A 23,865-nucleotide genomic window follows, 5' to 3' on the forward strand; every position below is an offset into this window, starting at 1 on the left:
AGGCCCGCGGGGTTTTCTTATGGCTTGGCGGCTTGGCGGCTTGGCGCTCAGAGCCCCCTGGGCGCGTAGATGCCCGGGGCATTGCGCCAGTAGCCCTTGTAGTCCATGCCGAAACCGAAGACATAGCGGTCGGCGACTTCCAGGCTGCAGTAGTCGGCCCTGAGGCCGGGCACCGCCTTGCGGTCGTGCTGCTTGTCGACCAGCACCGCGGTGGAGATGCTTGCCGCCCCCGCCTGCCGGCAGTAGTCGAGAATCGCGGCCAGGGTGGCGCCCTCGTCGAGGATATCATCGACGATCACCACGTGACGACCGGCCATGGGCACCTCCGGGGAGACCCGCCAGAACAGCTCGCCACCCCGCAGGCCCCCCCGATAGCGGGTGGCATGGAGGTAGTCGACCTCCAGCGGGAACCCGAGCCGGGTCAGCAGGTGCCCGGTGGTGATCAGCCCGCCGTTCATCACGCAGTAGAAGACCGGCAGGCGATCCCCCAGGTCGCGGGTGATCTCGTCGGCCATGCGGTCCAGCGCACGCTCGACCTCGGGCTGGGAGATCAGGCAGTCGGCATTGTCCATGACATCGCGCATATCGGTCAGGGACGGCAGGGAATCGGCATCGAGTCGGGACATCGTCGGTCGGCTCTTGATGGGAATCGGAGGAAGGAAGGTCGGTTCAGCCGGCGGCCATTGCCTCGAGCCGCGCATGGACGCGACGCCAGCGCGACAGGGCCCCCAGCGCCTTGAGGTCGGGACGCGCCCTGGCGTAGCGCAGCCGCGTGGCGCGACGCACCTGGCGACCCTGGCAGGCGTCCAGCACCTCGCGGGCCGCGCTGCGGTCGTTGCAGACCAGCAGCATGTCGCACCCCGCGGCCAGCGCCAGCCGGGCCCGCTCCGCGGGCGTGCCGGCGGCGGCCGCACCGGCCATGCTCAGGTCGTCGGAGAAGATCACGCCCTTGAAACCCAGGCTCTGGCGCAGCATGCCCAGCCAGGCCGGGGAGAAGCCCGCCGGACGCGGGTCGAAGTCGGAATAGACGACATGCGCGGGCATCACCGCATCGAGCCGGGACGCCAGCTCGGCGAAGGGCAGGAGGTCGTGGCGGCGCAGCGCCTCCAGGGGGCGCCCATCCACCGGCAGCTCATGATGGGAGTCGGCCGCCACGCCACCATGGCCCGGAAAGTGCTTGCCCACGGCCACCATGCCCGCCTCGTGCAGGCCATCGAGGAAGGCACGCCCGAGGCGGGCCACCGCCCGGGGGTCCGCGGAAAAGCTGCGATCGCCGATCACGCTGGAACTGCCCCCGTCCACATCCAGCACCGGCGCGAAGGAGAGGTCGAGGCCGCAGGCCGCCAGCTCCATGCCCAGCAGCCAGCCGGCATCCTGGCAGAGACGCACCGTCACCTCGGGCTGCAGGGCGAAGTCACGCCCCAGGCGGCCCATGGCCGGCAGGCGGGTGACGCCCTCGCGCAGTCGCTGGACCCGCCCCCCTTCCTGGTCGACCGCCAGCAGCAGGTCGGGGCGTATGCGACGAACCTCATTGCACAGGGTGCGGACCTGGTCGGCCGAGGCGATATTGCGGGCGAACAGGATCACGCCCCCGACCTCGGGACGCACCAGCAGTTCCTGCTCCTCGGGGGTCAGACTGAGGCCCTCCAGATCCAGCATCACCGGTCCGAGCATCTGGGTCATGAGCGTGCCCCTGGAAGATGAAAGGCAACCGATTCTAGACCAAAGCCGCAGCGCAGGACAGCCCGCGAGCGACACGCCAGTATCCAGGCAATCGACGCCATCCCCCGATACAATAGAGGACCGGAACCGACTGGACAGGAGTCACCCCTTGCTCGCCGACCTCCCCCCCTTCCTGCTCTGTCCCCTGGCAGTCGTCCTGGGTCTGTGCCTGGGCAGCTTCCTCAATGTGGTGATCACCCGACTGCCGGTAATGCTGATGCGCGGCTGGCGCGCCGAGGCCCGCGAGGCCCTGGAACTGGAACCGGAAGAGGCACCGCCCTTCAACCTGGTGACCCCCCGCTCGCTGTGCCCGCGCTGCGAGGCCCCCATCGCCTGGCACGACAACATCCCGCTGCTGGGCTGGTTCAAGCGCCGCGGGCGCTGTGCCAGCTGCCAGACGCGCATCAGTCCCCAGTACCCCCTGGTGGAGTTCGCCGGAGGCGTGCTGGCCGTGGCGGTGCTGGCGCTCTTCGGGCCGACCCTGGAGGCGCTGTTCATCCTCGGCGCCTGCCTGGCCCTGCTGGCCATGGCGGTGATCGACCTGCGCACCCAGCTGCTCCCGGACCTGCTCACCCTGCCCCTGCTGTGGACAGGGCTGCTCTACCAGCTGCTCTTCCAGCCGTTGCTGCTGCCCTCGGCCGTCATCGGTGCCATGGCCGGCTACCTCGTGCTGTGGAGCTTCTACTGGCTGTTCAAGCTGGTCACCGGCAAGGAGGGCATGGGCTACGGCGACTTCAAGCTGCTGGCCGCCCTGGGCGCCTGGCTGGGCTGGCAATACCTGCCGCTGGTGCTGATCCTCTCCGCCGGGGCGGGGGCGGTGGTGGGCATCCTCATCCAGCTGGCCATCCCCCGCCTGCGCGGTGCCCCGCTGCCCTTCGGTCCCTGGCTGGTGATGGCCGGCTGGATCGCCCTGCTGGCCGGCGAGCCGCTGATGGCGCTCTATACCGGACTGCTGTATTGAGATCACCATGACGCGAACCATGCACCAACGAGGGAGACGAGGATGATCATCGGCGTGACGGGCGGCATCGCCTCGGGCAAGTCCACGGTGGCGCGGGCCTTCGCCGCGCGGGGCATCCCCTGGGTGGATGCCGACGAGGTCGCCCGGGAGATCGTGGCCCCGGGGGAGCCGGCCCTCGCCGAGATCGCCGAGCACTTCGGGCGCGAGGTCCTTGCGTCCGACGGCGGCCTGGACAGGCGGGCACTGCGCGAGATCGTCTTCGCCGATGCCGAGGCACGGCGGCAGCTGGAGCGGATCACCCACCCGCGGATACACCGGCGCCTGGAGGCTTACCTCGAGCGGCTCCAGGCCCAGGGGGCTCCCTATGTGCTGCTGGTCTCCCCGCTGCTGTTCGAGTCCGGCCAGGACGCAATGGTCGACCGCTGCCTGGTCATCGATGTCCCCAAGGAGACCCAGATTGCGCGCACGGCGGCGCGCGACGGGGTGGACGAGGCCCAGGCCCGGGCCATCATCGCGGCCCAGATGTCACGGGAGGAGCGCCTGGCGCGCGCCGATGACGTGATCGACAACTCCGCCGACGCGGCAGGCCTGGACGCGCAGGTGACAGAACTCGACCGTCAGTATCGAGCCGCCGTCGGTTTGCCTCCCGGGCCCTGATTCGTCATCCTTCCCCGACACCCTGCCGAAGACGACATCCCATGAACTCGCAAGACACCACGCGCCCCCTGGAAGTCGCCTGCCCGCAGTGCCGCAAGAAGGTGCTGTGGCACGAGGCCAACCCCTACCGCCCCTTCTGCAGCAAGCGCTGCCGCCTGCTCGACCTGGGCGCCTGGGCCGACGAGTCCCATCGCATCGCCGGCGAACCCGCCATGGACGAGACCGACCTCGACGCCCTGCTGGCGCGCGCGGACCGGGACGGCGAACCGTCGTGAGCGGCGAGGGGCAGCGCCCGGAATACCGCCTGCTGGCCGAGTTGGAGGCCCTCTTCGATCATCTGTTAGAAGAGAGCGACGCCCTGGTGGCGACCTGGCAGGCCTCGGGCGCCGCGGCCTGGTCCTTCGCGCACGACTCGGCCGATGCCGCCTGGCTGCGCCATGCGCTGCTCGACGTCTGGTACCAGGATGGCCAGGACGGCCGCGCGACCCGCAGCCATGTGGGCCTGGTGGCCGCCGACGAGACGGTGATGGAGGCGGTCGCCCGGGTGAATGCCACCAAGAAGGCCTTCGCCGCGCTGCTGGCGGAGATCCGCAGCGAAGTCCCGACGCTGATCCCGGAGATCAAGGCAGTGCTGCCCTTCCGGCATCCTGCACTGCATGACCACCTGCGCGGCACGGGGCTCGCCAGGCTGCACCTCAAGCAGTGCTGGCGGGCGATCCCCCTGGCCGAAGCCCCTGTGGCCCGCGTACGGCTGGCCTGGTATGCCAGCGGGCGCTCGATCAAGCGGCTGACGGTGCGCGAAGCCGAGCAGAAGCTGCGGGCCCTGGACAGCGAGGCCCCCCACGTGCGCATCCAGCTGCGCCGCCTGGCCGGCATCCCCGATGGCGAGCCGCTGGCCCAGGTGCAGAACCAGGCCCCGCTGATGCGCGCCAACCTCTTCTATCGCGAACCGCTCGAGGATGGCCGGAGCCGGCGCGCCATGAACATCGCCCTGCCGTTGTTCGTGCCCAGCCCCGACGGCCGACTGCCCGATCACAACTTGCCCCCTTCTCACCCGCCGGCCACCCGCACCCGGGCTCGGCGCCGCGACGAACGGCTGGAGGACACGGCCTTCCTGCCGAGCCTGCGCGCCTATCGATACAGATGACGGGCGCTACCGGTGGCGGACGCCGAGGGTACAGGGCAGGCGGGGAGTCAGGCGATCCGCTCGAGGGACCTGAGGGTCCGCAGTAGGCGGCTGACACTCGCGGCCGGCTGGGCGTACTCGGCCATCAGGTCCTTGAGGCGCTGTTCGAAGGCGCGCTGGAGGGCCTGCTCGTCCTGCGGCTCGGCTCCGGCCTCCTGTTCCACGCGCGCCAGTGAACGGACCGGCGGCCCGGTGGGAATATCGAGTTCGCTGTCGGGACGCTCGAGTTCGCGCAGTGCATCGGCGAAGGCTTCATCGAGTTCGCGGAACTTGCGCAACTTCTCTCGTTCGTCCATGGGCTGTCGGGGACTGTGTGGTTTCATTCGATTCCATTGGTGTCGAGACTCACTCCTCGACACGCACCAGCCAGGACTCGACGGTATCGGAGCCGTGCTCATCCTTCCAGGCCTTGAGGGTCTTCTGGTTGCCGCCGCGGGTTTCCACGACTTCCCCGGTATTGGGGTTCTTGTAGATCTTCAACTTGCGCTTGCGGCGGACACCGCCGGTCGCCGGGGCGGCGGCACTGCTTCGAGACACCGCGGCCGGCGTCGGATCGAGCAGGGCGATGACGTCGGCGGCACTCTTGTCGAACTCGCGCATCAGCGCTTCGAGCTTTTCCTTGAACTCGAGTTCGGCCTTGAGGCGGTCGTCGTTCTGCAGCTTGTCCATATCTGACTGGAGCTGCTTGAGCTGCTGCTCCATCTGCATGTAGTTGCTGAGCAGTGATGACATATAAATAGTTCCTTCTCGGGGATGACAGGATGCAGCGGCATTATTGCCTTTTAAAACTTCCTTGGCAACAGTATGAACATGGATCCGAAGTTCGGCAAACAACACCCGTGAGGTTTAGCGGCACACGTTGCAAATAACTCGTCCCGAAAAACCAGTGGGGCACTCAACAATATCAATTCATTCGCCGAGACTTGTCTCGAGCCATGAAAAACATCGGCCCATGACAAAGGCGCCGCCCGAGGGGCGGCGCCTTGTCTTGCCAAGCCAAGCGATAAGGGACCGGAGCCCCTGCCGCTATCAGTCCTGACCCATCTGCTGCTTGATGAGATCCCCGATGGTAGTTGCACCACTACTCTCGGGAGAATCCTCACGCAGCTTCTTGAGGTTCTGGCGAGTGTCGTCCTGGTCCTTGGCCTTGATGGACAGGGCGATCTGGCGGTTCTTGCGATCGACACCGATGATGCGGGCCTCGACGCTGTCGCCCTCGTTCAGCACGTTGCGGGCATCCTCGACGCGGTCGGCGCTGATCTCGGAGGCCTTCAGCACGGCGACGACATCGGTGGCCAGCTCGACCTGGGCTTCCTTGGCATCGACCTCGACCACGCGGCCGGTGACGATGGTGCCCTTGTCGTTGACGGCCAGGAACTCGGACACCGGATCGGTATCGAGCTGCTTGATGCCCAGTGAGATGCGCTCACGCTCCGGATCGATGGAGAGGATGACAGCTTCCGCCTCGTCGCCCTTCTTGAACTGGCGAACGGCTTCCTCGCCGGTGTCGGTCCAGGAGATGTCGGACAGGTGCACCAGGCCGTCGATACCGCCTTCCAGGCCGATGAAGATGCCGAAGTCGGTGATCGACTTGATGGTGCCGGTGACGCGGTCACCCTTGTTGTAGCGCGCGTTGAAGTCTTCCCAGGGATTGGTGGTGCACTGCTTGATACCCAGGGAGATACGACGACGCTCCTCGTCGATGTCCAGCACCATGACGTCCACATCGTCGCCGACCTGCACGACCTTGGACGGATGGATGTTCTTGTTGGTCCAGTCCATTTCGGAGACGTGGACCAGGCCCTCGACGCCCTCTTCCAGCTCGGCAAAGCAGCCGTAGTCGGTGAGGTTGGTCACGGTAGCGTGGACCTTGGTACCTTCCGGGTAACGATCCTTGATGTTGACCCACGGATCCTCGCCCAGCTGCTTCAGGCCCAAGGAGACCCGGTTGCGCTCGCGGTCGAACTTGAGCACCTTGACAGTGATCTCGTCACCCACGGCCACGATCTCGCTGGGATGCTTGATGCGCTTCCAGGCCATGTCGGTGATGTGCAGCAGGCCATCGACGCCACCCAGGTCGACGAAGGCACCGTAGTCGGTGAGGTTCTTGACGATACCGATGATCTGCTGGCCTTCCTGCAGGGTCGCCAGGAGGGCTTCACGCTCGGCGCTGTTCTCGGCCTCGAGCACGGCGCGACGGGACACAACCACGTTGTTGCGCTTGGCGTCGAGCTTGATGACCTTGAAGTCGAGTTCCTTGTTCTCGAGGTGGGTGGTGTCGCGCACGGGGCGGACATCCACCAGGGAACCCGGCAGGAAGGCACGGATGGAGTCGACGTCGACGGTGAAGCCACCCTTGACCTTGCCGTTGATCACGCCCTTGACGATCTCTTCCTTCTCGAAGGCGGCTTCCAGCACTTTCCACGCTTCGGCGCGCTTGGCCTTCTCGCGGGACAGGCGTGTCTCGCCGAACCCGTCCTCGACGGCTTCCAGGGCGACGTGCACCTCATCACCGATGGCGATGTTCAGCTCGCCATTCTCGTCGCGGAACTGAGCCGCGGGGATCTGACCTTCTGACTTCAGTCCGGCATTGACGGTGACCCAGTCGCCGTCGATGTCGACGATGGTAGCCGCGACGATGGCGCCCGGCTCCATGTTGATGTCTTGGAGAGACTGTTCAAACAGTTCAGCAAAGCTTTCGCTCATGATGTTCCTACGTGATCAACGTTGAGTACGGCGTTGCCGCCTTCTCCGCACCACCAGCGAGTGCGGGCCTTATTTACCAAACCCCCGGGGATGTTAGCGCTGGTTCGACCTGGCCCAGCTCACGGCGCTGCTTTATCAAACCAAGAAGTGCCGGACCACGTCATCACATCCTGCCGGAGGCGCCGCAAGGGAGTTCAGGTGGCGGATGCCAGACCGCGTTCGGTCAGCAGCTCCGTCAGCCGATCCACCACTTCCGGTATCGTCAGGCGCGTGGTGTCAAGCGTGATGGCATCGATGGCCGGCTTGAGCGGGGCCACGCTGCGCTGCATGTCGCGAGCATCGCGCGCCTGAATCTCCTTCAGAAGACTCGATAGACTAGCATCCACCCCGGCCTCCCGCAACTGGAGGTGGCGCCGTCTCGCCCGTTCGGAGGCCGAGGCGGTGAGGAAGATCTTCAGCGGCGCATCGGTGAACACCACGGACCCCATGTCGCGGCCGTCGGCCACCAGGCCCGGGGCCTGCCGGAAGTCGCGCTGACGCTGCAGCAGCGCCTCGCGCACCGCGGGTTGCGCGGCGACCCGCGAGGCGGCATCGCCCACCTGCTCGGTGCGGATCGTGGTCGTGGCGTCCTGCCCCTCCAGCAGCACGGTAGTGGCATCATTGTCGGCGAGGAACACCACGTCGAGGTCGCGCGCCACTTCGGCCAAGCTGGCCTCGTCATCCAGGGGCACCTCGTGCTTCACCGCAGCCAGCGCGGTCAGGCGATACAGCGCCCCGCTGTCCAGCAGGCGCCAGCCCAGGCGTTCAGCAACCAGGCGGCTGATGGTGCCCTTGCCTGCCCCGCCCGGGCCATCGATGGTCAGTACCGGTGCCGGATCACTCATGACGCCTCCTGCTGTTCCTCGAGGGTCAGCCCGACCCGGCGCGCCAGGTCGATGAAGCCGGGGAAGGAGGTGGCCACGTTGGCACAGTCGTCGATGACGATCTCCTCGCTTGCTCGCAGCGCGGCGATGGTGAAGGCCATGGCGATGCGATGATCCCCCAGGCTGTCGATGCGGCCGCCGCCGTAGCTGGCCCCCTCGCCGCCCTCTCCTTCATGACGGCCGACGATGTCGATGCCATCCTCGAGCAGCACATGCTCGACGCCGAGGACGGCCAGGCCGTTCGCCATGGCCTGCAGCCGATCGGACTCCTTGACGCGCAGCTCCTCGGCACCCCGAAGCCGGGTCGTGCCCTCGGCATTGGCCGCGGCGATGAACAGCGCCGGGAACTCGTCGATGGCCAGCGGCACCTGCGCCACGGGAATCTCGATGCCCTTCAGCGGGGCATAACGGATATGCAGGTCGGCCACCGGCTCGCCGCCCACCTCGTGCTCGTTCTCCAGGCGCAGGTCGGCGCCCATCAGCTGGAGGATGTTGATCACGCCGATGCGGGTCGGGTTGATGCCGACGTGCTCAAGTACCAGGTCGGCGCCAGGCGTGATCGCCGCCGCCACCAGAAAGAAGGTCGCCGACGAGATGTCGCTGGGCACGTCGATGGGGGCCGCGGTTAGCCTGCCGCCGCCCCGGAGCCAGCAGGTGTCGCCCTCGCGGTGCACCTCGTAGCCGAAGCCCTGGAGCATGCGCTCGGTGTGGTCACGGGTCGGCGCCGGCTCGCGCACGCGGGTCTCGCCCTCGGCGTAGAGGCCGGCGAGCAGCAGGCAGGACTTCACCTGCGCGCTGGCCATGGGCATGTCGTAGGTAATGCCCTTGAGCGCCTTGCCACCGTGGAGTTGCAGCGGCGGACGCCCGCCCTCGGCGGTATCGATCTCGGCGCCCATCGCTCGCAAGGGATCGGCCACCCGCCCCATGGGCCGCTTGGTCAGCGAGACATCGCCGGTCAGCTCGGTATCGAAGGCCTGGCCGGCCAGCAGCCCGGCGAACAGGCGCATGGCGGTGCCGGCATTGCCCACATAGAGCGGCCCGGAGGGCGGTTTGAGACCGTGCATGCCGACGCCATGGACGGTGACCCGCCCCTGGTGAGGCCCCTCGATGGCCACGCCCATCTCGCGGAAGGCCTGCAGGGTGGCCAGGCTGTCCTCGCCCTCGAGGAAGCCCTTCACCTCGGTGACGCCCTCGGCCAGCGCCCCGAGCATGATGGAACGGTGGGAGATCGACTTGTCGCCGGGCACGCGGATCCGCCCGGTGACGCCACCGCCGGGGCTGACCCGGTAGCGCAGCTTACCGTGTTGTTGCATCTGGTACTCCGCCTGATAACTGGTTTGGTTGAGCAGGGATTCGAAATAGTGTCGGGCGTGACTGGCCCGGTCGAAGGTGGCCAGCATGGCATCACCGTCACCGCGCTCCACCGCGCACCGCAGCCGAGCCACGCCGACCTCGAAGTCGTCCAGCGAGGCGAGCACGGCATCGCGGTTGGCGATGAAGATGTCGCGCCACATCACCGGGTCGCTCCCGGCGATGCGAGTGAAGTCGCGAAACCCGCCGGCGGCATAGCGAAAGATCTCCAGGCGCTCGTCCTGGCGGGCCAGGGTGTCCACCAGCGAGAAGGCCAGCAGGTGCGGCAGGTGACTGGTCCGCGCCAGCACTTGGTCGTGGCGGGCCACGTTCATCTCCAGCACCTCGGCCCCGGTGGCTTCCCAGAGCACGCGCACCCTGGCCGTCGCGGCCGGATCGGTAGCGGATTCGGGGGTGAGGATCACCTTATGGCGCGCATAGAGCTCGGCATCGGCGGCGGCGACCCCGCTCTTCTCCGAGCCGGCGATGGGGTGGCCGAGCACCAGGTTGGCCGGCATGCGACCGAAGGCGGCCACGGCCGCCTCGCGGATCGCCGCCTTGGTGCTGCCCACATCGGTGACGACGACATCCGGTGCGGCGCGATCGATCAACCCGGCCAGCTGGGCCATCACCGACTCCATGGCCAGTACGGGCACCGCCAGCACCACCAGCGACGCGCCCTCGACCACCGCCTCGAGTTCGGTGTCGCCGCGATCGATCAGGCCCATCTCGATGCCGCGGGCGATCTCGGACGCATCGGGGTCGCAGGCGAGGATGGTGTCCCGAAAGCCGGCGGCGCTCTCTTTGGCCGCCCCGAAGCCGGCGGCGCTCTCTTTAGCCGCCCCGAAGCCGGCGGCGCGGAGCGCGGCGGCCAGGGAGCCGCCGATCAGCCCCAGGCCGACGATCAGGATGCGCCGCTCATCGGGCGGCGGCTTCACGATGCCCGCCATCCCTCAGAGCACGCCGACGGGATAGGAGCCCAGCACCTTCACCTCGGCGGCGTGCAGCTGGACCTCCTCCAGCATGGCCGCGACACGCGGCTCCTCGCGATGCCCCTTGAAGTCGATGAAGAACACGTAGTTCCATACGCCGGTGCGCGACGGGCGGGTCTCGAGGCGCGTCATGTCGATCTGGTGGCGATGGAAGGGCTCTAGCAGGTCGTGCAGGGCCCCCGGCTGGTTACGCATCGCCACCACCAGTGAGGTCTTGTCCTCGCCGGAGATGGGCACGTCCTGGTTGCCGATGATCAGAAAGCGCGTGGAGTTGTCCGGCCGGTCCTCGATCTTCTCGGCCAGCTTGGCGAGCCCATAAAGCTTGGCGGCCATGTCACCGGCGATGGCCGCACTGTGCCACTCGGTCTTGACCAGGCGCGCCGCCTCGGCATTGGAGGAGACCGGCACTCGCTCGGCCTGGGGAAAGTGGGCGTCGAGCCACTTGCGGCACTGGGCGAAGGACTGGGGGTGGGAATAGATCCGCGAGACCTTGTCGCGACGGGTCGTCTCGGCCACCAGCAGGTGATGGTGGATGCGCAGCACCACCTCGCCGCAGATGCGAAGCCCGGAGTCCATGAAGGAGTCGAGGGTGTGGTTGATCACCCCCTCGGTGGAGTTCTCCACCGGCACCACGCCATAGTTGACGGCACCGGCCTCCACCTCGCGGAACACCTCGTCGATGGCGGCCATCGGCAGGCTGATCGCGCTCTCGCCGAAGTGCTTGATGGCGGCCTGTTGGGTGAAAGTGCCCTCCGGCCCCAGGTAGGCGACCTTGACCGGCTGCTCCAGGGCCAGGCAGGCCGACATGATCTCGCGGAACAGCCGCGCCATCTCTTCGCTGTCCAGGGGGCCCGTGTTGAGCTCCATGATCCGGCGCAGCACCTGGGCCTCGCGTTCGGGCCGGTAGAAGACCGCGCCGGGCTCATGCTCGGCCTTGATCTCGGCCACCTGCTGGGCACAGGCCGCCCGCTCGCTGATCAGGCGCAGGATGTCGTTGTCCAGGGCGTCGATGCGCTGGCGGAGCGCCTCGAGGCTGAGGGTAGGCTCAGTCATGGGTTATCCCCTGCGTTTCTCGAAATCGGCCATGAAGTCGATCAATGCCTCGACGGCGGCCTCGGGCACGGCGTTGTAGAGGCTGGCCCGCATGCCCCCCACGCTGCGATGCCCCTTGAGGTTGAGCAGCCCCGCTGCCTCGGCCTCGTCCAGGAAGGGGCGGTCCAGGCGCGGGTCGGCCAGCACGAAGGGCACGTTCATCCGCGAGCGGTTGCGCAGCGTGATCGGGTTGGCATAGAGCCCGCTGCCGTCGATGGCCGCATAGAGCCTGGCCGCCTTGCGCGTATTGATGGCGTCCATGGCCGCCAGGCCGCCGATATCGCTTTTCAGCCAGTCGAAGACCAGTCCCGCCAGGTACCAGCTGTAGGTCGCCGGGGTGTTGACCATCGAGCCCGCCTCGGCGAGCGCCTTGTAGCCGAACAGCGTCGGCATGTCACTACGGGCCTGGTCCAGCAGGTCGTCGCGCACGATCACCACCACCAGGCCAGCCGGCCCGATGTTCTTCTGGGCACCGGCATAGATCACCCCGAACCTCGAGACATCGAGCGGGCCGGAGAGCAGGCTCGAGGACATGTCGCAGACCAGCGGTACCTCGCTGCCATCCGGCCGGCGCGGCCCTCCCCCTTCACTGCCGGGAATATAGTCGAATTCGAGCCCGCCGATGGTCTCGTTGGCGGTGTAGTGCAGGTAGGCGGCGTCCGCGGAGAGGACGGTGTCCTCCTGGCGCGGCACGGCACTGTGGCCGTTCTCCTCGCTGCTGGCGGCCACATGGACATCGCCGAACAGGTGGCGCGCCTCGCTGATCGCCTTCTTGCCCCAGATGCCGGTGTGCAGGAAGTTGGCCCGTCCGCCGGCCCCCAGCAGGTTGTAGGGCAGCGCGGCGAACTGCAGGCTGGCCCCGCCCTGGGTGAAGAGCACGCGGTAGTTGTCAGGAATGGCCAGCAGCTCGCGCAGATCGGCCTCGGCCTGCTCGGCGATGGCCACGAAGTCCTCGCCGCGATGGCTCATCTCCATTACCGAGAGGCCGCGGCCCTGGTAGTCCAGCAGTTCGTCCCGGGCTCGCTCCAGCACGGCAGCGGGCAGCGCGGCAGGGCCGGCACAGAAGTTGTAGTGACGGTGAATGGGGGACAGACCCCCATTTCCATTACTCCCCATCTCGCTCTCCTTCTTCACCTTCACCTTCACCTTCGAAATGGGGGTCTGTCCCCGATTCCTCTAGCTCATCGATCCGCACGGTCTTGACCAGCTTCTCGTCGTTGCCCAGGCGGATCAGCATCACGCCCTGGGTGTTGCGCGAGGTGATCGAGACCTCGTCGACCCGGGTGCGCACCAGGGTGCCGCGATCGGTGATCAGCATCATCTCGTCGGTGGCGTAGACCTGCATGGCCGCCACCAGGGCGCCGTTGCGCTCGCTGGTCTGCATGGCGATCACGCCCTGGCCGCCGCGACCGCGAAGCGGGAACTCCTCGAGGCGGGTGCGCTTGCCGAAGCCGTTCTCGCTGGCGGTGAGGATGTAGATCTGGCCGCCGTTGCCGGTCTCGACGCTCGCGCCCTCCTCGGCTTCGGCTTCGGCCTCGGCCTCGACGTCGGCCTCGGCGTCGATCTGCTGACTCTGCGGGATGATCAGGCTGATCACCTCGGCACCCCCGAGCAGACGCATGCCACGCACACCCCGGGCGGTGCGACCCATGGCGCGGACGTTGGACTCCTCGAAGCGGATCGCCTTGCCGTTGGAGGAGAGCAGCATGACGTGATCGCTGCCCGTGGTGATGGCGGCGCCCACCAGGCGGTCGCCCTCCTCGAGGTCGATGGCGATCAGGCCCACGCTGCGTGGCCGCGAGAACTGCTCGAGGCTGGTGCGCTTGACGGTGCCGCGCTCGGTCGCAAAGAAGATGTAGCTCTGCGGGTCGTAATCGCGCACCGGCAGAATGGCGTTGATCGCCTCGCCCTCGTCCAGCGGCAGCAGGTTGACCAGCGGCTTGCCCCGCGAGCCGCGACTGGCGACAGGCATCTCGTAGACCTTGAGCCAGTAGACCTTGCCGCGATTGGAAAACAGCAGCACGGTGTCGTGGGTCGAGGCCACCAGCAGGTGCTCGATGACGTCCTCGTCCTTCATCGCCGTGGCCGACTTGCCGCGCCCACCGCGGCGCTGGGCCTGGTAGTCGGAGAGCGGCTGGGTCTTGGCGTAGCCGGTGCGCGACACGGTGACCACCATATCTTCCTCGGCGATCAGGTCCTCCAGGCGCAGGTCCAGATGGCTGGCCTGGATCTCGGTCTTGCGCGGGTTGCCGAACTGGTCGCGCACGCCGATCAGCTCCTCGCGGATCACCTCGAGCAGCCGCTCGGCGGAGGCCAGGATGGCGGTGAGCTCGGCGATCCTCTCGAGGATCGACAGGTACTCGTCGAGGAGCTTCTCGGTCTCGAGCCCCGTCAGGCGATGCAGGCGCAGCTCGAGGATGGCCTGGGCCTGGGCCGGCGACAGGCGGTACTCGCTGCCGGCCTGGCTGAGGCCGAAGCCCTCCTCCAGGTCCTCGGGCTTGCAGGAGGTCGCCCCGGCACGCTCGAGCATGCCGGTGACCTGCCCCGGCTGCCAGGACTTCGCCAGCAGCTTCTCCTTGGCCTCGGACGCGTTCGGCGACGCCTTGATCAGCTCGATCACCTCGTCGATATTGGAGATGGCGACGGCCAAGCCCTCGAGGATGTGGCCGCGCTCGCGGGCCTTCTTCAGCTCAAAGAGGGTGCGACGGGTCACCACCTCGCGGCGGTGGCGGATGAAGGCCTCGAGGATCTCCTTGAGATTGAGGATCTTCGGCTGGCCATTGTCGATGGCCACCATGTTGATGCCGAAGACGGTCTGTAGCTGGGTCTGGGCGAAGAGGTTGTTGACCACCACCTCGCCGGACTCGCCGCGCTTGACCTCGATCACCACCCGCAGGCCGTCCTTGTCGGACTCGTCGCGCAGCTCGGCGATGCCCTCGATCTTCTTTTCCTTGACCAGCTCGGCGATCTTCTCGATCAGCCGCGCCTTGTTCACCTGGTAGGGAAGCTCGTTGACGATGATGTGGTCACGGCCGGTCTTGTCGTCATGCTCGATGGTGTGGCAAGCACGCACATAGATGCGCCCGCGGCCGGTGCGGTAAGCCTCGAGGATGCCGGCGCGACCGTTGATGATGCCGGCGGTGGGGAAATCCGGGCCGGGCACATGCTCCATCAGGTCGTCGACGCTAAGGGTGTAGTCGTCGATCAGCGCCAGGCAGGCGTTGATGATCTCGCCCATGTTGTGGGGCGGGATGTTGGTCGCCATGCCCACGGCGATGCCCGAGGAGCCATTGATCAGCAGGTTGGGGACCTTGGTGGGCAGCACCTCGGGAATGCGCTCGGTACCGTCGTAGTTATCGACCCAGTCGACGGTATCCTTCTCCAGGTCGGCCAGCAGCTCATGGGCCAGCCGGGCCATGCGCACCTCGGTGTAACGCATGGCGGCGGCGTTGTCGCCATCGATGGAGCCGAAGTTGCCCTGGCCGTCGACCAGCACGTGGCGCATCGAGAAGTCCTGGGCCATGCGCACGATGGTGTCGTAGACGGCGCTGTCGCCGTGGGGGTGGTACTTACCGATGACATCGCCCACTACACGGGCGGACTTCTTGTACGGCTTGTTCCAGTCGTTACTAAGCTCGTGCATGGCGAATAGCACACGCCGATGCACCGGCTTGAGACCATCGCGCACGTCGGGCAGCGCACGGCCGATGATCACGCTCATCGCGTAATCGAGGTATGACTGCTTGAGCTCGTCCTCGATGTTGACTGGCAGAATCTCTCTGGCGATGTCACCCATGGGTCGTCGAATCCTTTGCACTGCAACAGGTTGGCGCGTCACGTGGCCGTGACATGGCGCGCAATATCAGCCTGGCATCATACCATCCCGGACGGTGCAAAGGGAGCTGTGCAAGGGGGCTAAGGCAGGACCAGTGCCGCCATGGCCTCGCGGATCTCGCCGCCGATCTCGATGGCTCGACTGGCCGCCAGGTCGAACAGCACGAAGGTGATGTCGGCACTGGCACCGGCGCCTCCCTTTGGCCATAATGTGCCCCCTTTCTCTCGGGAAATGCTCCATGTGGTTCAAGCACTTGCACCTCTACCGCCTGCACGACGCCCCTGAGCTGGATGCCGCCAGCCTGGAAACCGCCCTGGACGAGCAGGCCTTCCGCCCCCTGGGGGGCAGCGAGGCGCGTCGCCTGGGCTGGTCCGCACCGGCCGGCCGGGCCGGGACGCAGCTGCTGCACGAGCTGCAGGGCCAGCGCCTGATGACCGCCCTGCGCCAGGAACGCATCCTGCCCGCCTCGGTAGTCCGCGAGGAGGTCGAGGAGCGCAGCGAGGCCATTGAGGCTAACGAGGGCCGCAAGCTGCGCCGCCAGGAGAAGCTGGCGATCAAGGAAGAGGTCTACGAGGAGCTTTTGCCCCGGGCCTTCGTGCGCAGCCAGAAGGTCGACCTGTGGTGGGACAGCCGCCGCCAGCTGATCGCCGTCAATGCCAGCTCCCGCAAGCGCGCCGAGGAACTCCTCGACCTGCTGCGCGAGACCCTGGGCAGCCTCAAGGTGACCCCGCTGGCCAGCCAGACGCTGCCCATGCGGGCCATGACCAGCTGGCTGGGCGATCCGGGCGCGCGCCCGGCCGACCTGGTGCTCGGCGACCAGGTGGAGCTCAAGGCCAAGGGCGACGACGGCGTGCTGCGTGCCCGCCAGGTCGACCTCGACAGCGACGAGATCCAACAGCTGCTGGAGAGCGGCCGCCAGGCCAGCAAGCTGGCACTGTCGATCGAGGGACGGCTAAGCTTTGTGCTGCATGACGACCTGGCGATCAAGTCGCTGCGCTTCGACGACGCCCTGATCGACGAGGCCTCCCAGGCCGACGATGGCGATGACGCCCTGGTGCGCCTGGAGACCGACTTCATCCTGATGACCCAGGCGCTGGCCGAGAACATCGAGCGCCTGATCGAGTGGCTGGGTGGCGAGGCCGGCACCGCCGGTGACGCCCGCAGCGCCTGATCGCCTCCGACCAAAGCCTGGACCCCATGACCGAGACTCACCACACCCCCGCATCCGATCCCTGGGCCGCGATCCGTCCCTACCAGGACGACGAGGTGGCCGAGGTCCTCGCGCGCCTGGCCCATGATGCCGAACTGCTCGATGCCCTGACCCGCTATCGACTGCCGCGGCTCAGCCACTTCATGCCGCGTCTCTCGCGCGTCCTGGCCAGCTTCGCCATCCGCCGCGAGGTGCGCGGCGTGAGCGGCGTGCATGACTTCCAGATGCGCATCGCCCGCTACATGCAGCGCATGATCCGGACCTCCACCGACATCTTCCGGGTGGAGGGGCTCGAGGCGCTGGACCCCAACAGTGCCTACCTGTTCATCGGCAACCATCGCGACATCTCGCTGGACCCGGCCTTCGTCAACTACGCGCTTTACCTGGCCGGGCGTGACACCGTGCGCATCGCCATCGGCGACAACCTGCTCAAGAAGCCCTACGTCAACGACCTGATGCGCCTCAACAAGAGCTTCATCGTACCGCGCAGCGCCCGCGGCAAGCGTGCCATGCTGGCCGCCTACCAGAACCTTTCCGCCTACATTCGCCACTCCATCCTCGAGGACAACCATCCCATCTGGATGGCCCAGCGCGAGGGCCGCGCCAAGGACGGCATCGACCGCACCGACCCGGCAATCATCAAGATGCTGACCATGGCCCGCCGTGGCCGGGAACGCCAGGTGAGCATCGGCGAGGCCATTGCCGAATTGCGCCTGGTGCCGGTGTCGATCAGCTACGAGTACGACCCCTGCGACCTGCAGAAGGCCAGGGAACTGCACGCCATGCAGACCAGCGGCAACTACGAGAAGAGCGAGTTCGAGGACATCAGCTCCATTGTCGCCGGCATCACCGGCCACAAGGGGCGGGTACAGCTTACCTTCGGCACCCCGCTCACGGCACAGTTCGACACCCCCGAAGCCGTGGCCGCCGAGATCGACTGCCAGGTGCTCGCCGGCTACCACCTCTTTCCCAGCCACTTCCTGGCCCTGGAGGCCCTTGGCGAGGCCCCGGACCTGATCGACCTGAGCGAGGTCAGCGACGCCGATCGCGCCCGCTTCCAGGCGCGCCTGCAGGAGGTGCCCGACGAACTTCGCCACTGGTGGCTGACCCAGTACGCCAACCCGGTGCTCAACAAGGCGGGGCGCCACCGTTGAGAGGCGAGATAAGATGAACGAGTACCCGGGCGTGAGTGCGCAGGCGACAAACCGACAAAGCTCGACTGCAGATCGCGCCGCCCAGACCCGCGAGGCCCACAAGGTCACGCTGATCGGCGCCGTCATCGACTTCGTGGTCGGCGTGGCCAAGATGCTCGCCGGCTTCGCCGTAGGCTCGGCGGCCCTGGTGGCCGACGGCATCCACTCCTTCTCGGACATCCTGACGGACCTGTTCGTCGTCGCCGCCACCCACTACGGCCGCCAGGAGCCCGACAGCAACCACCCCTACGGCCACGGCCGCATCGAGACCCTGGCCACCTTGTGGCTGGGCAGCGTACTGATCTTCGTCGCCGGGGGCATCGCCTGGGCGAGCATCACCCGGCTGGTAGGCGGGGAACCGGTGCCCGCCCCAGGCCTGTGGGCGATCGGCATCGCCGTGCTGGGCCTGATCGCCAAGGAGTGGATCTATCGCTACACCTTGCGGGTGGCCAGGCGGGTCAATTCACGACTGCTCGAGGCCAACGCCTGGCACTCGCGCTCCGATGCGCTCTCCACCGTGGTGGTGCTGGTGGGCCTGGTGGCCGCACAGTTCGGGGTCGGTTGGATGGATGCCGTGGCCGCCATCGTGGTCGGCATGATGGTCGGGCAGGTCGGCGGGCGGCTGCTGTGGGAGTCCAGCCAGGAGCTCATCGACACGGCGTTGCCCCGCGCGCAGCGCGACCACATGCGGGACATCGCCGAGCGCGTCCCCCACGTCAACGGAGTGCACGACCTGCGGACCCGCAAGCTGGGCAGCGATGTGATCCTCGACCTGCACATCGTGGTGCCGCCGCGGGTCACCGTCTCCGAGGCCCACGAGATCGGCAACGAAGTGAGTCGCCGCCTTCGCGAGGCCTTTCCGGAGCTCGCCGACGTCACCTTCCACATCGACCCCGAGGACGATTCGGGCGAGCTCGAGCACAGCCTGCGCCCCGGCCTGCCGCTGCGCAGCGACGTGGTGGAGCTCCTCGATGACGCCTGGCAGGGGCTGCCGGTCTGGCATGCCCGAGTCGCGCTGGACCTTCATTACCTGGACAACCAGGTGGATGTCTCTCTCTACATCAATGCGCTGCCCGACGGCCAGACCCTCGAGGGCGCGGTCGGTGAGCTGCGCCGCGCCGCCCAGGACCTCAACTGGGTAGGCCGGCTGCGGATCTGGCTGGGGCCCGGCAAGGGTTGAGCCGCTCGACATCACGCCGATCACTCCCCTCGCATTAGAACTCTACGCCCCCTAGACTTGAGCAAACGCTCAGCCAGGCCCGCCGCATGCCGCCTCCCCCCCGGACACTCGATTCGCCCGGACGTCGCCGTTTCCTGGCGGGGCTCGGCAGCCTGTCGCTGGCCATCGGCCTGGGGCTGCATCCCTCCTCGGGTGAGGCCAACCTCTCGCCCGAGCGCCTGCGCCAAAGCATGCAGCGACTCTATGGCCAGCAAGGGCTATCGAGCCTCGAGGCGTGGTTCGCGCTGGTCGAACGGCTGCGTCCTGCCGACCTGCAGACCCGCCTGCGCGAGGTCAACGCCTTCTTCAACCGGCGGGTCCGCTGGCTCGACGATATCGACATCTGGGGCCAGGAAGACTACTGGGCCACGCCGCTGGAGACCCTGGGCCGCGGCCAGGGGGACTGCGAGGATTTCTCCATCGCCAAGTACATCACCCTCAAGGAGCTGGGGGTACCGGGCGACGAGTTGCGCATGATCTATGTCCGCGCACGCATCGGCCGCAGCGGCATCACCCAGGCGCACATGGTGCTGGGCTACTACGAGACCCCTGCGGCGGACCCGCTAGTGCTCGACAACCTGGTGTCCTCGATCACCCGCGGCTCCCGGCGCACCGATCTCGATCCGCTGTTCAGCTTCAACAGCAGCGGCCTCTGGGCCGGCGGCTCCACCCGATCGCGTGCCGACCCGATGGCACGCCTGTCGCGCTGGCGACGCGCGATCGATCGCATGCAGGCGCAAGGATTCATTCAAGGGGGATAACAAGATGTCGCTCATCAAGCAGCTCTGGCTGACCATCGTGGTACTGCTGCTGCTCGCCTTCGGCGGCAGCCTGTTCATCGGTATCAGCTCCAGCCGGGCCTATATTGAGCAGGAAGTGCGCATCAAGAATGCGGACAATGCCAATGCTCTGGCGCTGACCATGAGCCAGATGCCCAAGGACCCGGTGACCCTGGAACTGCTGGTAGCCGCCCAGTTCGATACCGGCCACTACCGGCGGGTCGAGCTGCGCGACCCACTGGGCGAGATCATCGAGCAGCGCCGCGCCGGCGAGGCCATCGAGGACGTGCCGGCCTGGTTCGTCGATCTGGTGCGCTTCGAGGTCCCCCCAGGACAGGCCGTGGTCCAGGACGGCTGGCGACAATTCGGCACTCTTACGCTCGAGAGCCAGCACAGCTTCGCCTATCGCTCGTTGTGGCGCAGCAGCCTGGAACTGGTCGGCTGGTTCGCCCTGGCCGCCGCCCTCAGCCTGCTGCTGGCCGGGTGGATAGTGCGAACCATCCGCCGGCCGTTGCGTCATGTCGTCCAACAGGCCCGGCAGATCGGTGAACGGCGCTTCACCACCCTTCCCGCCCCGCGCACCCGCGAGTTGCGCGAGGTGGTGGTGGCCATGAACCAGCTCTCCGCCGCCGTACGGGACATGCTCGGCGAAGAGAGCCAGAAGCTCGACCTGCTGCGCCGACGCCTGCAGCACGACAGCGTGACCGGCGCGCTCAAGCGCGAGGCCTTCCTCGCCCAGCTGCAGATCCTTCTGGAGAGCCAGGATGGCCGAGCCAGCGGTACCCTGGCCTTGGTGCGCCTGGCCCGGCTGGCCGAGGTCAACGAGCGACTGGGCCACGGCGACACCGATGCCCTGCTGCATGCGCTCGCCAGCAGCCTGGACCAGTTCGGCAAGGTCCGCGGTGGCGGGGTCGTGGGACGCCTGAACGGCAGCGACTTCGCTCTGCTGCTGCCCGGTAGCCATGACCTGGAAACATTGCGTGATGAGCTCGGCAAGCGGTTCGCAGAGCTACGACAGCAGAACCCCGTGCCACTCGGCCTGCCGGCAGCACTGATCGACTATGCCCAGGACGACCAGCGTAGCGTGCTGTTGGCGAGCCTGGACGGCGCCCTTTCGGCCGCCGAGACCCGCGGTGACCAGAGCCTGGTCATCGCCGAGGGCCCCCAGCGCCGCAGCCTGTTCACCAGCCATGGCGAATGGCGTCGCGCCCTCCAGGAAGCCATGACCAAGGGGGTCTACCTGGCCCACTACCCGGTGCTGGATGGCAAGGGCAAACTCCTTCACTTCGAAAGCCCCTCGCGGCTGCGCCTGAACAGCGAGTGGCAGCCCGCCGGGGTGTTCATGCCCTGGATCTCGCGGCTCGAGCTCGACAGCCGGCTCGACCTGGCGGTGATCGACGAGGCCGTGCGCGACATCACCCAGCGCGGCAAGCCGCTAGGCATCAACCTGTCGGCCGCCTCGATCCAGGATGCCCGCTTCGTCATGGAGCTCCAGGCCCGCCTCAGGGCCCGGCCTGACGTCGCCGCGCGACTCTGGCTGGAGATCCCCGAATCCCTGGCGATTCATGACCTGGCCAGCTTCCGCAGCCTGTGCCACGCCCTGCAGCCGCTGGGCTGCCGGATCGGCCTGGAACATGTCGGCGCCGAATTCAACCGAATCGCCGACCTGCAGGACCTGGGGCTCGCCTACCTCAAGATCGACAGGACGCTGATCAAGGACATCGACAAGGTCGCCGAGCAGCAGACCATCCTGCGCGGCATGGCCACGCTCTGCCATTCTCTGGGGATATTGGCCATCGGCGAGGGGGTCGAGAACCTCGAAGAGGCCCGGATGCTCTTCGAGCTGGGCCTGGATGGCGCCACCGGCCCCGGGATTCGTCAACACGACAAGCCCACGGGCTGACCGTGAAACGGGCCGGCACTCTGGAGAATGCCGGCCCGTGTCGTCATGGGCACTACCCGTCTTGCCTGGGCTAGATCACCCCGCTCTCCTCGTCGCTACTGGACACCAGCTGCAGGCCATTGAGCCGGCGACGCAACGACTGACGCTCCATCACCTTCTCCTGGGCCGGTGCCGGCAGGTCGGTGAAGCTGATCACCCCCTTGTCCATCAGCACCTCGATCACGTCCTCCAGCACCCGCACGAAGGCGAGATCCGAAGCCTGGAAGCGCGCCGCGCCCTTGCCGACCTCGCCCTCCGTCAGGAAGGCCAACAGCTCCGGGGAATCCGCCGGCAGGTACTCCTGACACTCCGGCGTCTCCTCCCGGCTGACCAGCTCGATGTGGCCGTCACCGTCGCGCTTGATGTACATGGATAGCTCCTGGAACGTCCTGTCCTGCAGCGTAAAGAGGCAGCGCTGAAAGCGACAAACCATCGCCCGGCCATGGCCGAGCGATGGGGTTGAAGGATGGCCGATCAGTCGATATCGAGCTGACCATCGTCGATGAGTGACTGGATGAAGGCGGCGGGATCGACTCCCGCACTGACACCTTCCAGTACGATCGACTGATCCGCCTCGCTGAAATCACCAACTGTCGTCATGGCACCCGCCGAGCTGATATGCAGGATAGTACCGCCTCCATTCTCCTCGGCCTGGATATAGCTGGAGAGATCTGCACTCTCATCCATGTTGCTCAGCAGGTCCGAGATATCCAGCTTGTCGGCGTTATCATCGGTCCCGAAGGTACCGAGGGTGAAGTCCGTGACGCTATCCTCGGCCGGATCGCTACTTGTGCCCTGATCACTGAGGTGCCATACGAAGGTGTCGGCGCCAAGGCCGCCGGTCAGGGTGTCGTTGCCTGGACCGCCGACAAGGATATCTTCGCCAGGACCGCCACTAAGCGTCTGCATGCCGAGACCACCTGCAAGCACATTATCTGTGGCATCACCATTGAAGAGATCACTGTTCTGCACAGTAATATCAAAAGAACCGGCAATGCTATCACCGTCAGCATCGGTGGCGGTAAACTCGAAAGGTAGCTCCTTGGGCATGCCTTCATCGAGAGTAAAGGTGGAGATCGAGGTAATCCGTACCGAAGTGTTGGATCCAGCCTGCAGGTCGACATAATCGATGTTAGCGCCCGACGGAGCTGTAATAAACAGACTTCCATCTACTAGGGAGCTAGATGTAGCAGTGCCTGACATTTGGGTATCATCGGTAAAGTAGGCGGTATAGGAGACGGTTTCACTCCCGCTCAAATCACTAATCCCGATCTTCGCGACATAGGCCTGATTCTGCGTGCCGCTCTCTCCTTCGTCGTCAAATTCCAGCGTCATTGTTTCTCCGGTCTGGAATAAGTTGTTGCCAATACCCATCCCCGGTGTACTGGGATTGACATCATCGCTTCCGGTGATCTTCACCGACCAGGGCTTGGCAGAATCCGAGCCAAAGGTACCATCTTCATAGATGAAATAGGCGGGTTTCGGACCGCTGGCTCCCACTGAGCCCTGAAGGCTGGAATTAAGAACAGACAGATCCAGTGCCTGAAACTGCTCGTAGGTGTAGGTGCCGTCTGATTGAGCTGTCAGCGTGAACACGTCATTTCCGCCAGCAGACGCAGTAAGTACCGAGCCGTCAGTCGATACCTGATAAGTGACTGCGTTACCACCGGAGGTAAGCCCTGCAGGCGGCGTGCCGGAAAGAGTAACATTCCCTGGGGAGTCGGCACCAATATCGGCGAGGCTACCCGTAAAAGTGACGCCGCCGGCATTCAGACTCACGGCATTGGTGACGTTCAATACTGGTGCATCGTCGATGGCACGAATCACCAGGTTATCGCTGGCCGTGGTGCCACCCACGCCATTGACCTGAATCGCGATGCTGTCATCGAAGTGATCCAGCGTGACGGCGTCGTTACCAGTCACCGCCTTGCTGTCATTGTCGATCGTGGCGTCCAGCGTGTAGGTGTAATCGATGGTGCCGCCAAAACTATCACCGGTGTAGCCATCCAGCGTCAGTGTGCCTTCGCCGGTGCTTACTGTCTGCGAGCCATCAAATGCCTGGACCTGGGCCAGCGTGAAGGTGGTCCCGCCGATCACC

General features: G+C 66.4%; 21 protein-coding genes. 9 read left to right on the forward strand and 12 right to left on the reverse strand.

The window, feature by feature from the left end:
* Nucleotides 1-47: 47 nt before the first annotated feature.
* Nucleotides 48-626 (reverse strand): hypoxanthine-guanine phosphoribosyltransferase, encoded by a 579-nt coding sequence (locus OP497_RS11050; protein ID WP_280548312.1) that lies wholly within the window; start codon nucleotides 624-626, stop codon nucleotides 48-50.
* A 43-nt stretch (nucleotides 627-669) separates the two neighbouring features.
* Complete coding sequence (gene nagZ / locus OP497_RS11055) at nucleotides 670-1,683, reverse strand: beta-N-acetylhexosaminidase (RefSeq protein ID WP_280548314.1); 1,014 nt, start codon at nucleotides 1,681-1,683, stop codon at nucleotides 670-672.
* A gap of 148 nt (nucleotides 1,684-1,831) precedes the next feature.
* On the opposite strand from nagZ, the gene OP497_RS11060 reads away from it, so the two are divergent.
* From OP497_RS11060 to OP497_RS11075, 4 genes are read left to right on the forward strand one after another with little or no spacing between them, the layout of a single operon-like run.
* Nucleotides 1,832-2,683 (forward strand): A24 family peptidase, encoded by an 852-nt coding sequence (locus OP497_RS11060; protein WP_280548316.1) that lies wholly within the window; start codon nucleotides 1,832-1,834, stop codon nucleotides 2,681-2,683.
* 42 nt (nucleotides 2,684-2,725) lie between these two features.
* Nucleotides 2,726-3,340 carry a dephospho-CoA kinase gene (gene coaE / locus OP497_RS11065; RefSeq protein ID WP_280548318.1) on the forward strand — a complete coding sequence of 205 codons (615 nt, stop codon included), beginning with the start codon at nucleotides 2,726-2,728 and terminating at the stop codon, nucleotides 3,338-3,340.
* Nucleotides 3,341-3,381: 41 nt separating this feature from the next.
* Nucleotides 3,382-3,615, forward strand: a complete 234-nt coding sequence (gene yacG / locus OP497_RS11070) for a DNA gyrase inhibitor YacG (RefSeq protein ID WP_280548320.1) — start codon at nucleotides 3,382-3,384, stop codon at nucleotides 3,613-3,615.
* Complete coding sequence (locus OP497_RS11075; protein ID WP_280548321.1) at nucleotides 3,612-4,487, forward strand: DNA replication terminus site-binding protein; 876 nt, start codon at nucleotides 3,612-3,614, stop codon at nucleotides 4,485-4,487. Before yacG ends, OP497_RS11075 begins: the two co-directional genes overlap by 4 nt.
* 47 nt (nucleotides 4,488-4,534) lie before the next feature.
* Here OP497_RS11075 and OP497_RS11080 read toward each other — a convergent pair whose 3' ends face one another.
* From OP497_RS11080 to gyrA, 8 genes are all read right to left on the reverse strand, one after another.
* On the reverse strand, nucleotides 4,535-4,822 hold the full coding sequence (locus tag OP497_RS11080; RefSeq protein WP_280548323.1) for a hypothetical protein: 288 nt from the start codon (nucleotides 4,820-4,822) through the stop codon (nucleotides 4,535-4,537).
* Between the two features lie 49 nt (nucleotides 4,823-4,871).
* Nucleotides 4,872-5,258 (reverse strand): histone-like nucleoid-structuring protein, MvaT/MvaU family, encoded by a 387-nt coding sequence (locus OP497_RS11085; RefSeq protein ID WP_280548325.1) that lies wholly within the window; start codon nucleotides 5,256-5,258, stop codon nucleotides 4,872-4,874.
* A 297-nt stretch (nucleotides 5,259-5,555) separates the two neighbouring features.
* Entirely contained in the window at nucleotides 5,556-7,232 is a 1,677-nt protein-coding gene (rpsA, locus tag OP497_RS11090) for a 30S ribosomal protein S1 (protein ID WP_280548328.1), read from the reverse strand.
* 194 nt (nucleotides 7,233-7,426) lie between these two features.
* Nucleotides 7,427-8,116 carry a (d)CMP kinase gene (gene cmk, locus OP497_RS11095; protein ID WP_280548330.1) on the reverse strand — a complete coding sequence of 230 codons (690 nt, stop codon included), beginning with the start codon at nucleotides 8,114-8,116 and terminating at the stop codon, nucleotides 7,427-7,429.
* Complete coding sequence (locus OP497_RS11100; protein ID WP_280548332.1) at nucleotides 8,113-10,443, reverse strand: bifunctional prephenate dehydrogenase/3-phosphoshikimate 1-carboxyvinyltransferase; 2,331 nt, start codon at nucleotides 10,441-10,443, stop codon at nucleotides 8,113-8,115. Before OP497_RS11100 ends, cmk begins: the two co-directional genes overlap by 4 nt.
* A 15-nt stretch (nucleotides 10,444-10,458) precedes the next feature.
* The gene (gene pheA / locus OP497_RS11105; RefSeq protein WP_280548333.1) at nucleotides 10,459-11,550 is read right to left on the reverse strand and encodes a prephenate dehydratase; all 1,092 of its coding nucleotides are present in this window, start codon (nucleotides 11,548-11,550) and stop codon (nucleotides 10,459-10,461) included.
* A gap of 3 nt (nucleotides 11,551-11,553) precedes the next feature.
* The gene (serC, locus tag OP497_RS11110; protein WP_280548352.1) at nucleotides 11,554-12,672 is read right to left on the reverse strand and encodes a 3-phosphoserine/phosphohydroxythreonine transaminase; all 1,119 of its coding nucleotides are present in this window, start codon (nucleotides 12,670-12,672) and stop codon (nucleotides 11,554-11,556) included.
* A gap of 22 nt (nucleotides 12,673-12,694) precedes the next feature.
* Nucleotides 12,695-15,385 (reverse strand): DNA gyrase subunit A, encoded by a 2,691-nt coding sequence (gene gyrA / locus OP497_RS11115; RefSeq protein ID WP_280548334.1) that lies wholly within the window; start codon nucleotides 15,383-15,385, stop codon nucleotides 12,695-12,697.
* 277 nt (nucleotides 15,386-15,662) lie between these two features.
* On the opposite strand from gyrA, the gene OP497_RS11120 reads away from it, so the two are divergent.
* From OP497_RS11120 to OP497_RS11140, 5 genes are all read left to right on the forward strand, one after another.
* Nucleotides 15,663-16,595 (forward strand): recombination-associated protein RdgC, encoded by a 933-nt coding sequence (locus tag OP497_RS11120; RefSeq protein ID WP_280548336.1) that lies wholly within the window; start codon nucleotides 15,663-15,665, stop codon nucleotides 16,593-16,595.
* Nucleotides 16,596-16,621: 26 nt separating this feature from the next.
* The gene (locus OP497_RS11125; protein ID WP_280548338.1) at nucleotides 16,622-17,788 is read left to right on the forward strand and encodes a 1-acyl-sn-glycerol-3-phosphate acyltransferase; all 1,167 of its coding nucleotides are present in this window, start codon (nucleotides 16,622-16,624) and stop codon (nucleotides 17,786-17,788) included.
* 13 nt (nucleotides 17,789-17,801) lie between these two features.
* Nucleotides 17,802-19,007 (forward strand): cation diffusion facilitator family transporter, encoded by a 1,206-nt coding sequence (locus tag OP497_RS11130; protein ID WP_280548340.1) that lies wholly within the window; start codon nucleotides 17,802-17,804, stop codon nucleotides 19,005-19,007.
* 86 nt (nucleotides 19,008-19,093) lie between these two features.
* Complete coding sequence (locus OP497_RS11135; protein WP_280548342.1) at nucleotides 19,094-19,807, forward strand: transglutaminase-like cysteine peptidase; 714 nt, start codon at nucleotides 19,094-19,096, stop codon at nucleotides 19,805-19,807.
* A gap of 4 nt (nucleotides 19,808-19,811) precedes the next feature.
* Nucleotides 19,812-21,728: an EAL domain-containing protein gene (locus OP497_RS11140; RefSeq protein ID WP_280548344.1), complete on the forward strand. Its 1,917-nt coding sequence runs from the start codon at nucleotides 19,812-19,814 to the stop codon at nucleotides 21,726-21,728.
* A 70-nt stretch (nucleotides 21,729-21,798) separates the two neighbouring features.
* Here OP497_RS11140 and OP497_RS11145 read toward each other — a convergent pair whose 3' ends face one another.
* Nucleotides 21,799-22,137 (reverse strand): tryptophan synthase subunit beta like protein, encoded by a 339-nt coding sequence (locus OP497_RS11145; protein WP_280548346.1) that lies wholly within the window; start codon nucleotides 22,135-22,137, stop codon nucleotides 21,799-21,801.
* Between the two features lie 104 nt (nucleotides 22,138-22,241).
* Nucleotides 22,242-23,865: type I secretion C-terminal target domain-containing protein (locus tag OP497_RS11150; protein ID WP_280548348.1), on the reverse strand; the 1,624-nt coding region annotated here is incomplete at its 5' end.

It is taken from the genome of Halomonas sp. 11-S5 (assembly GCF_029889825.1).
In the GTDB taxonomy this organism is placed as follows: Bacteria; Pseudomonadota; Gammaproteobacteria; order Pseudomonadales; family Halomonadaceae; genus Halomonas.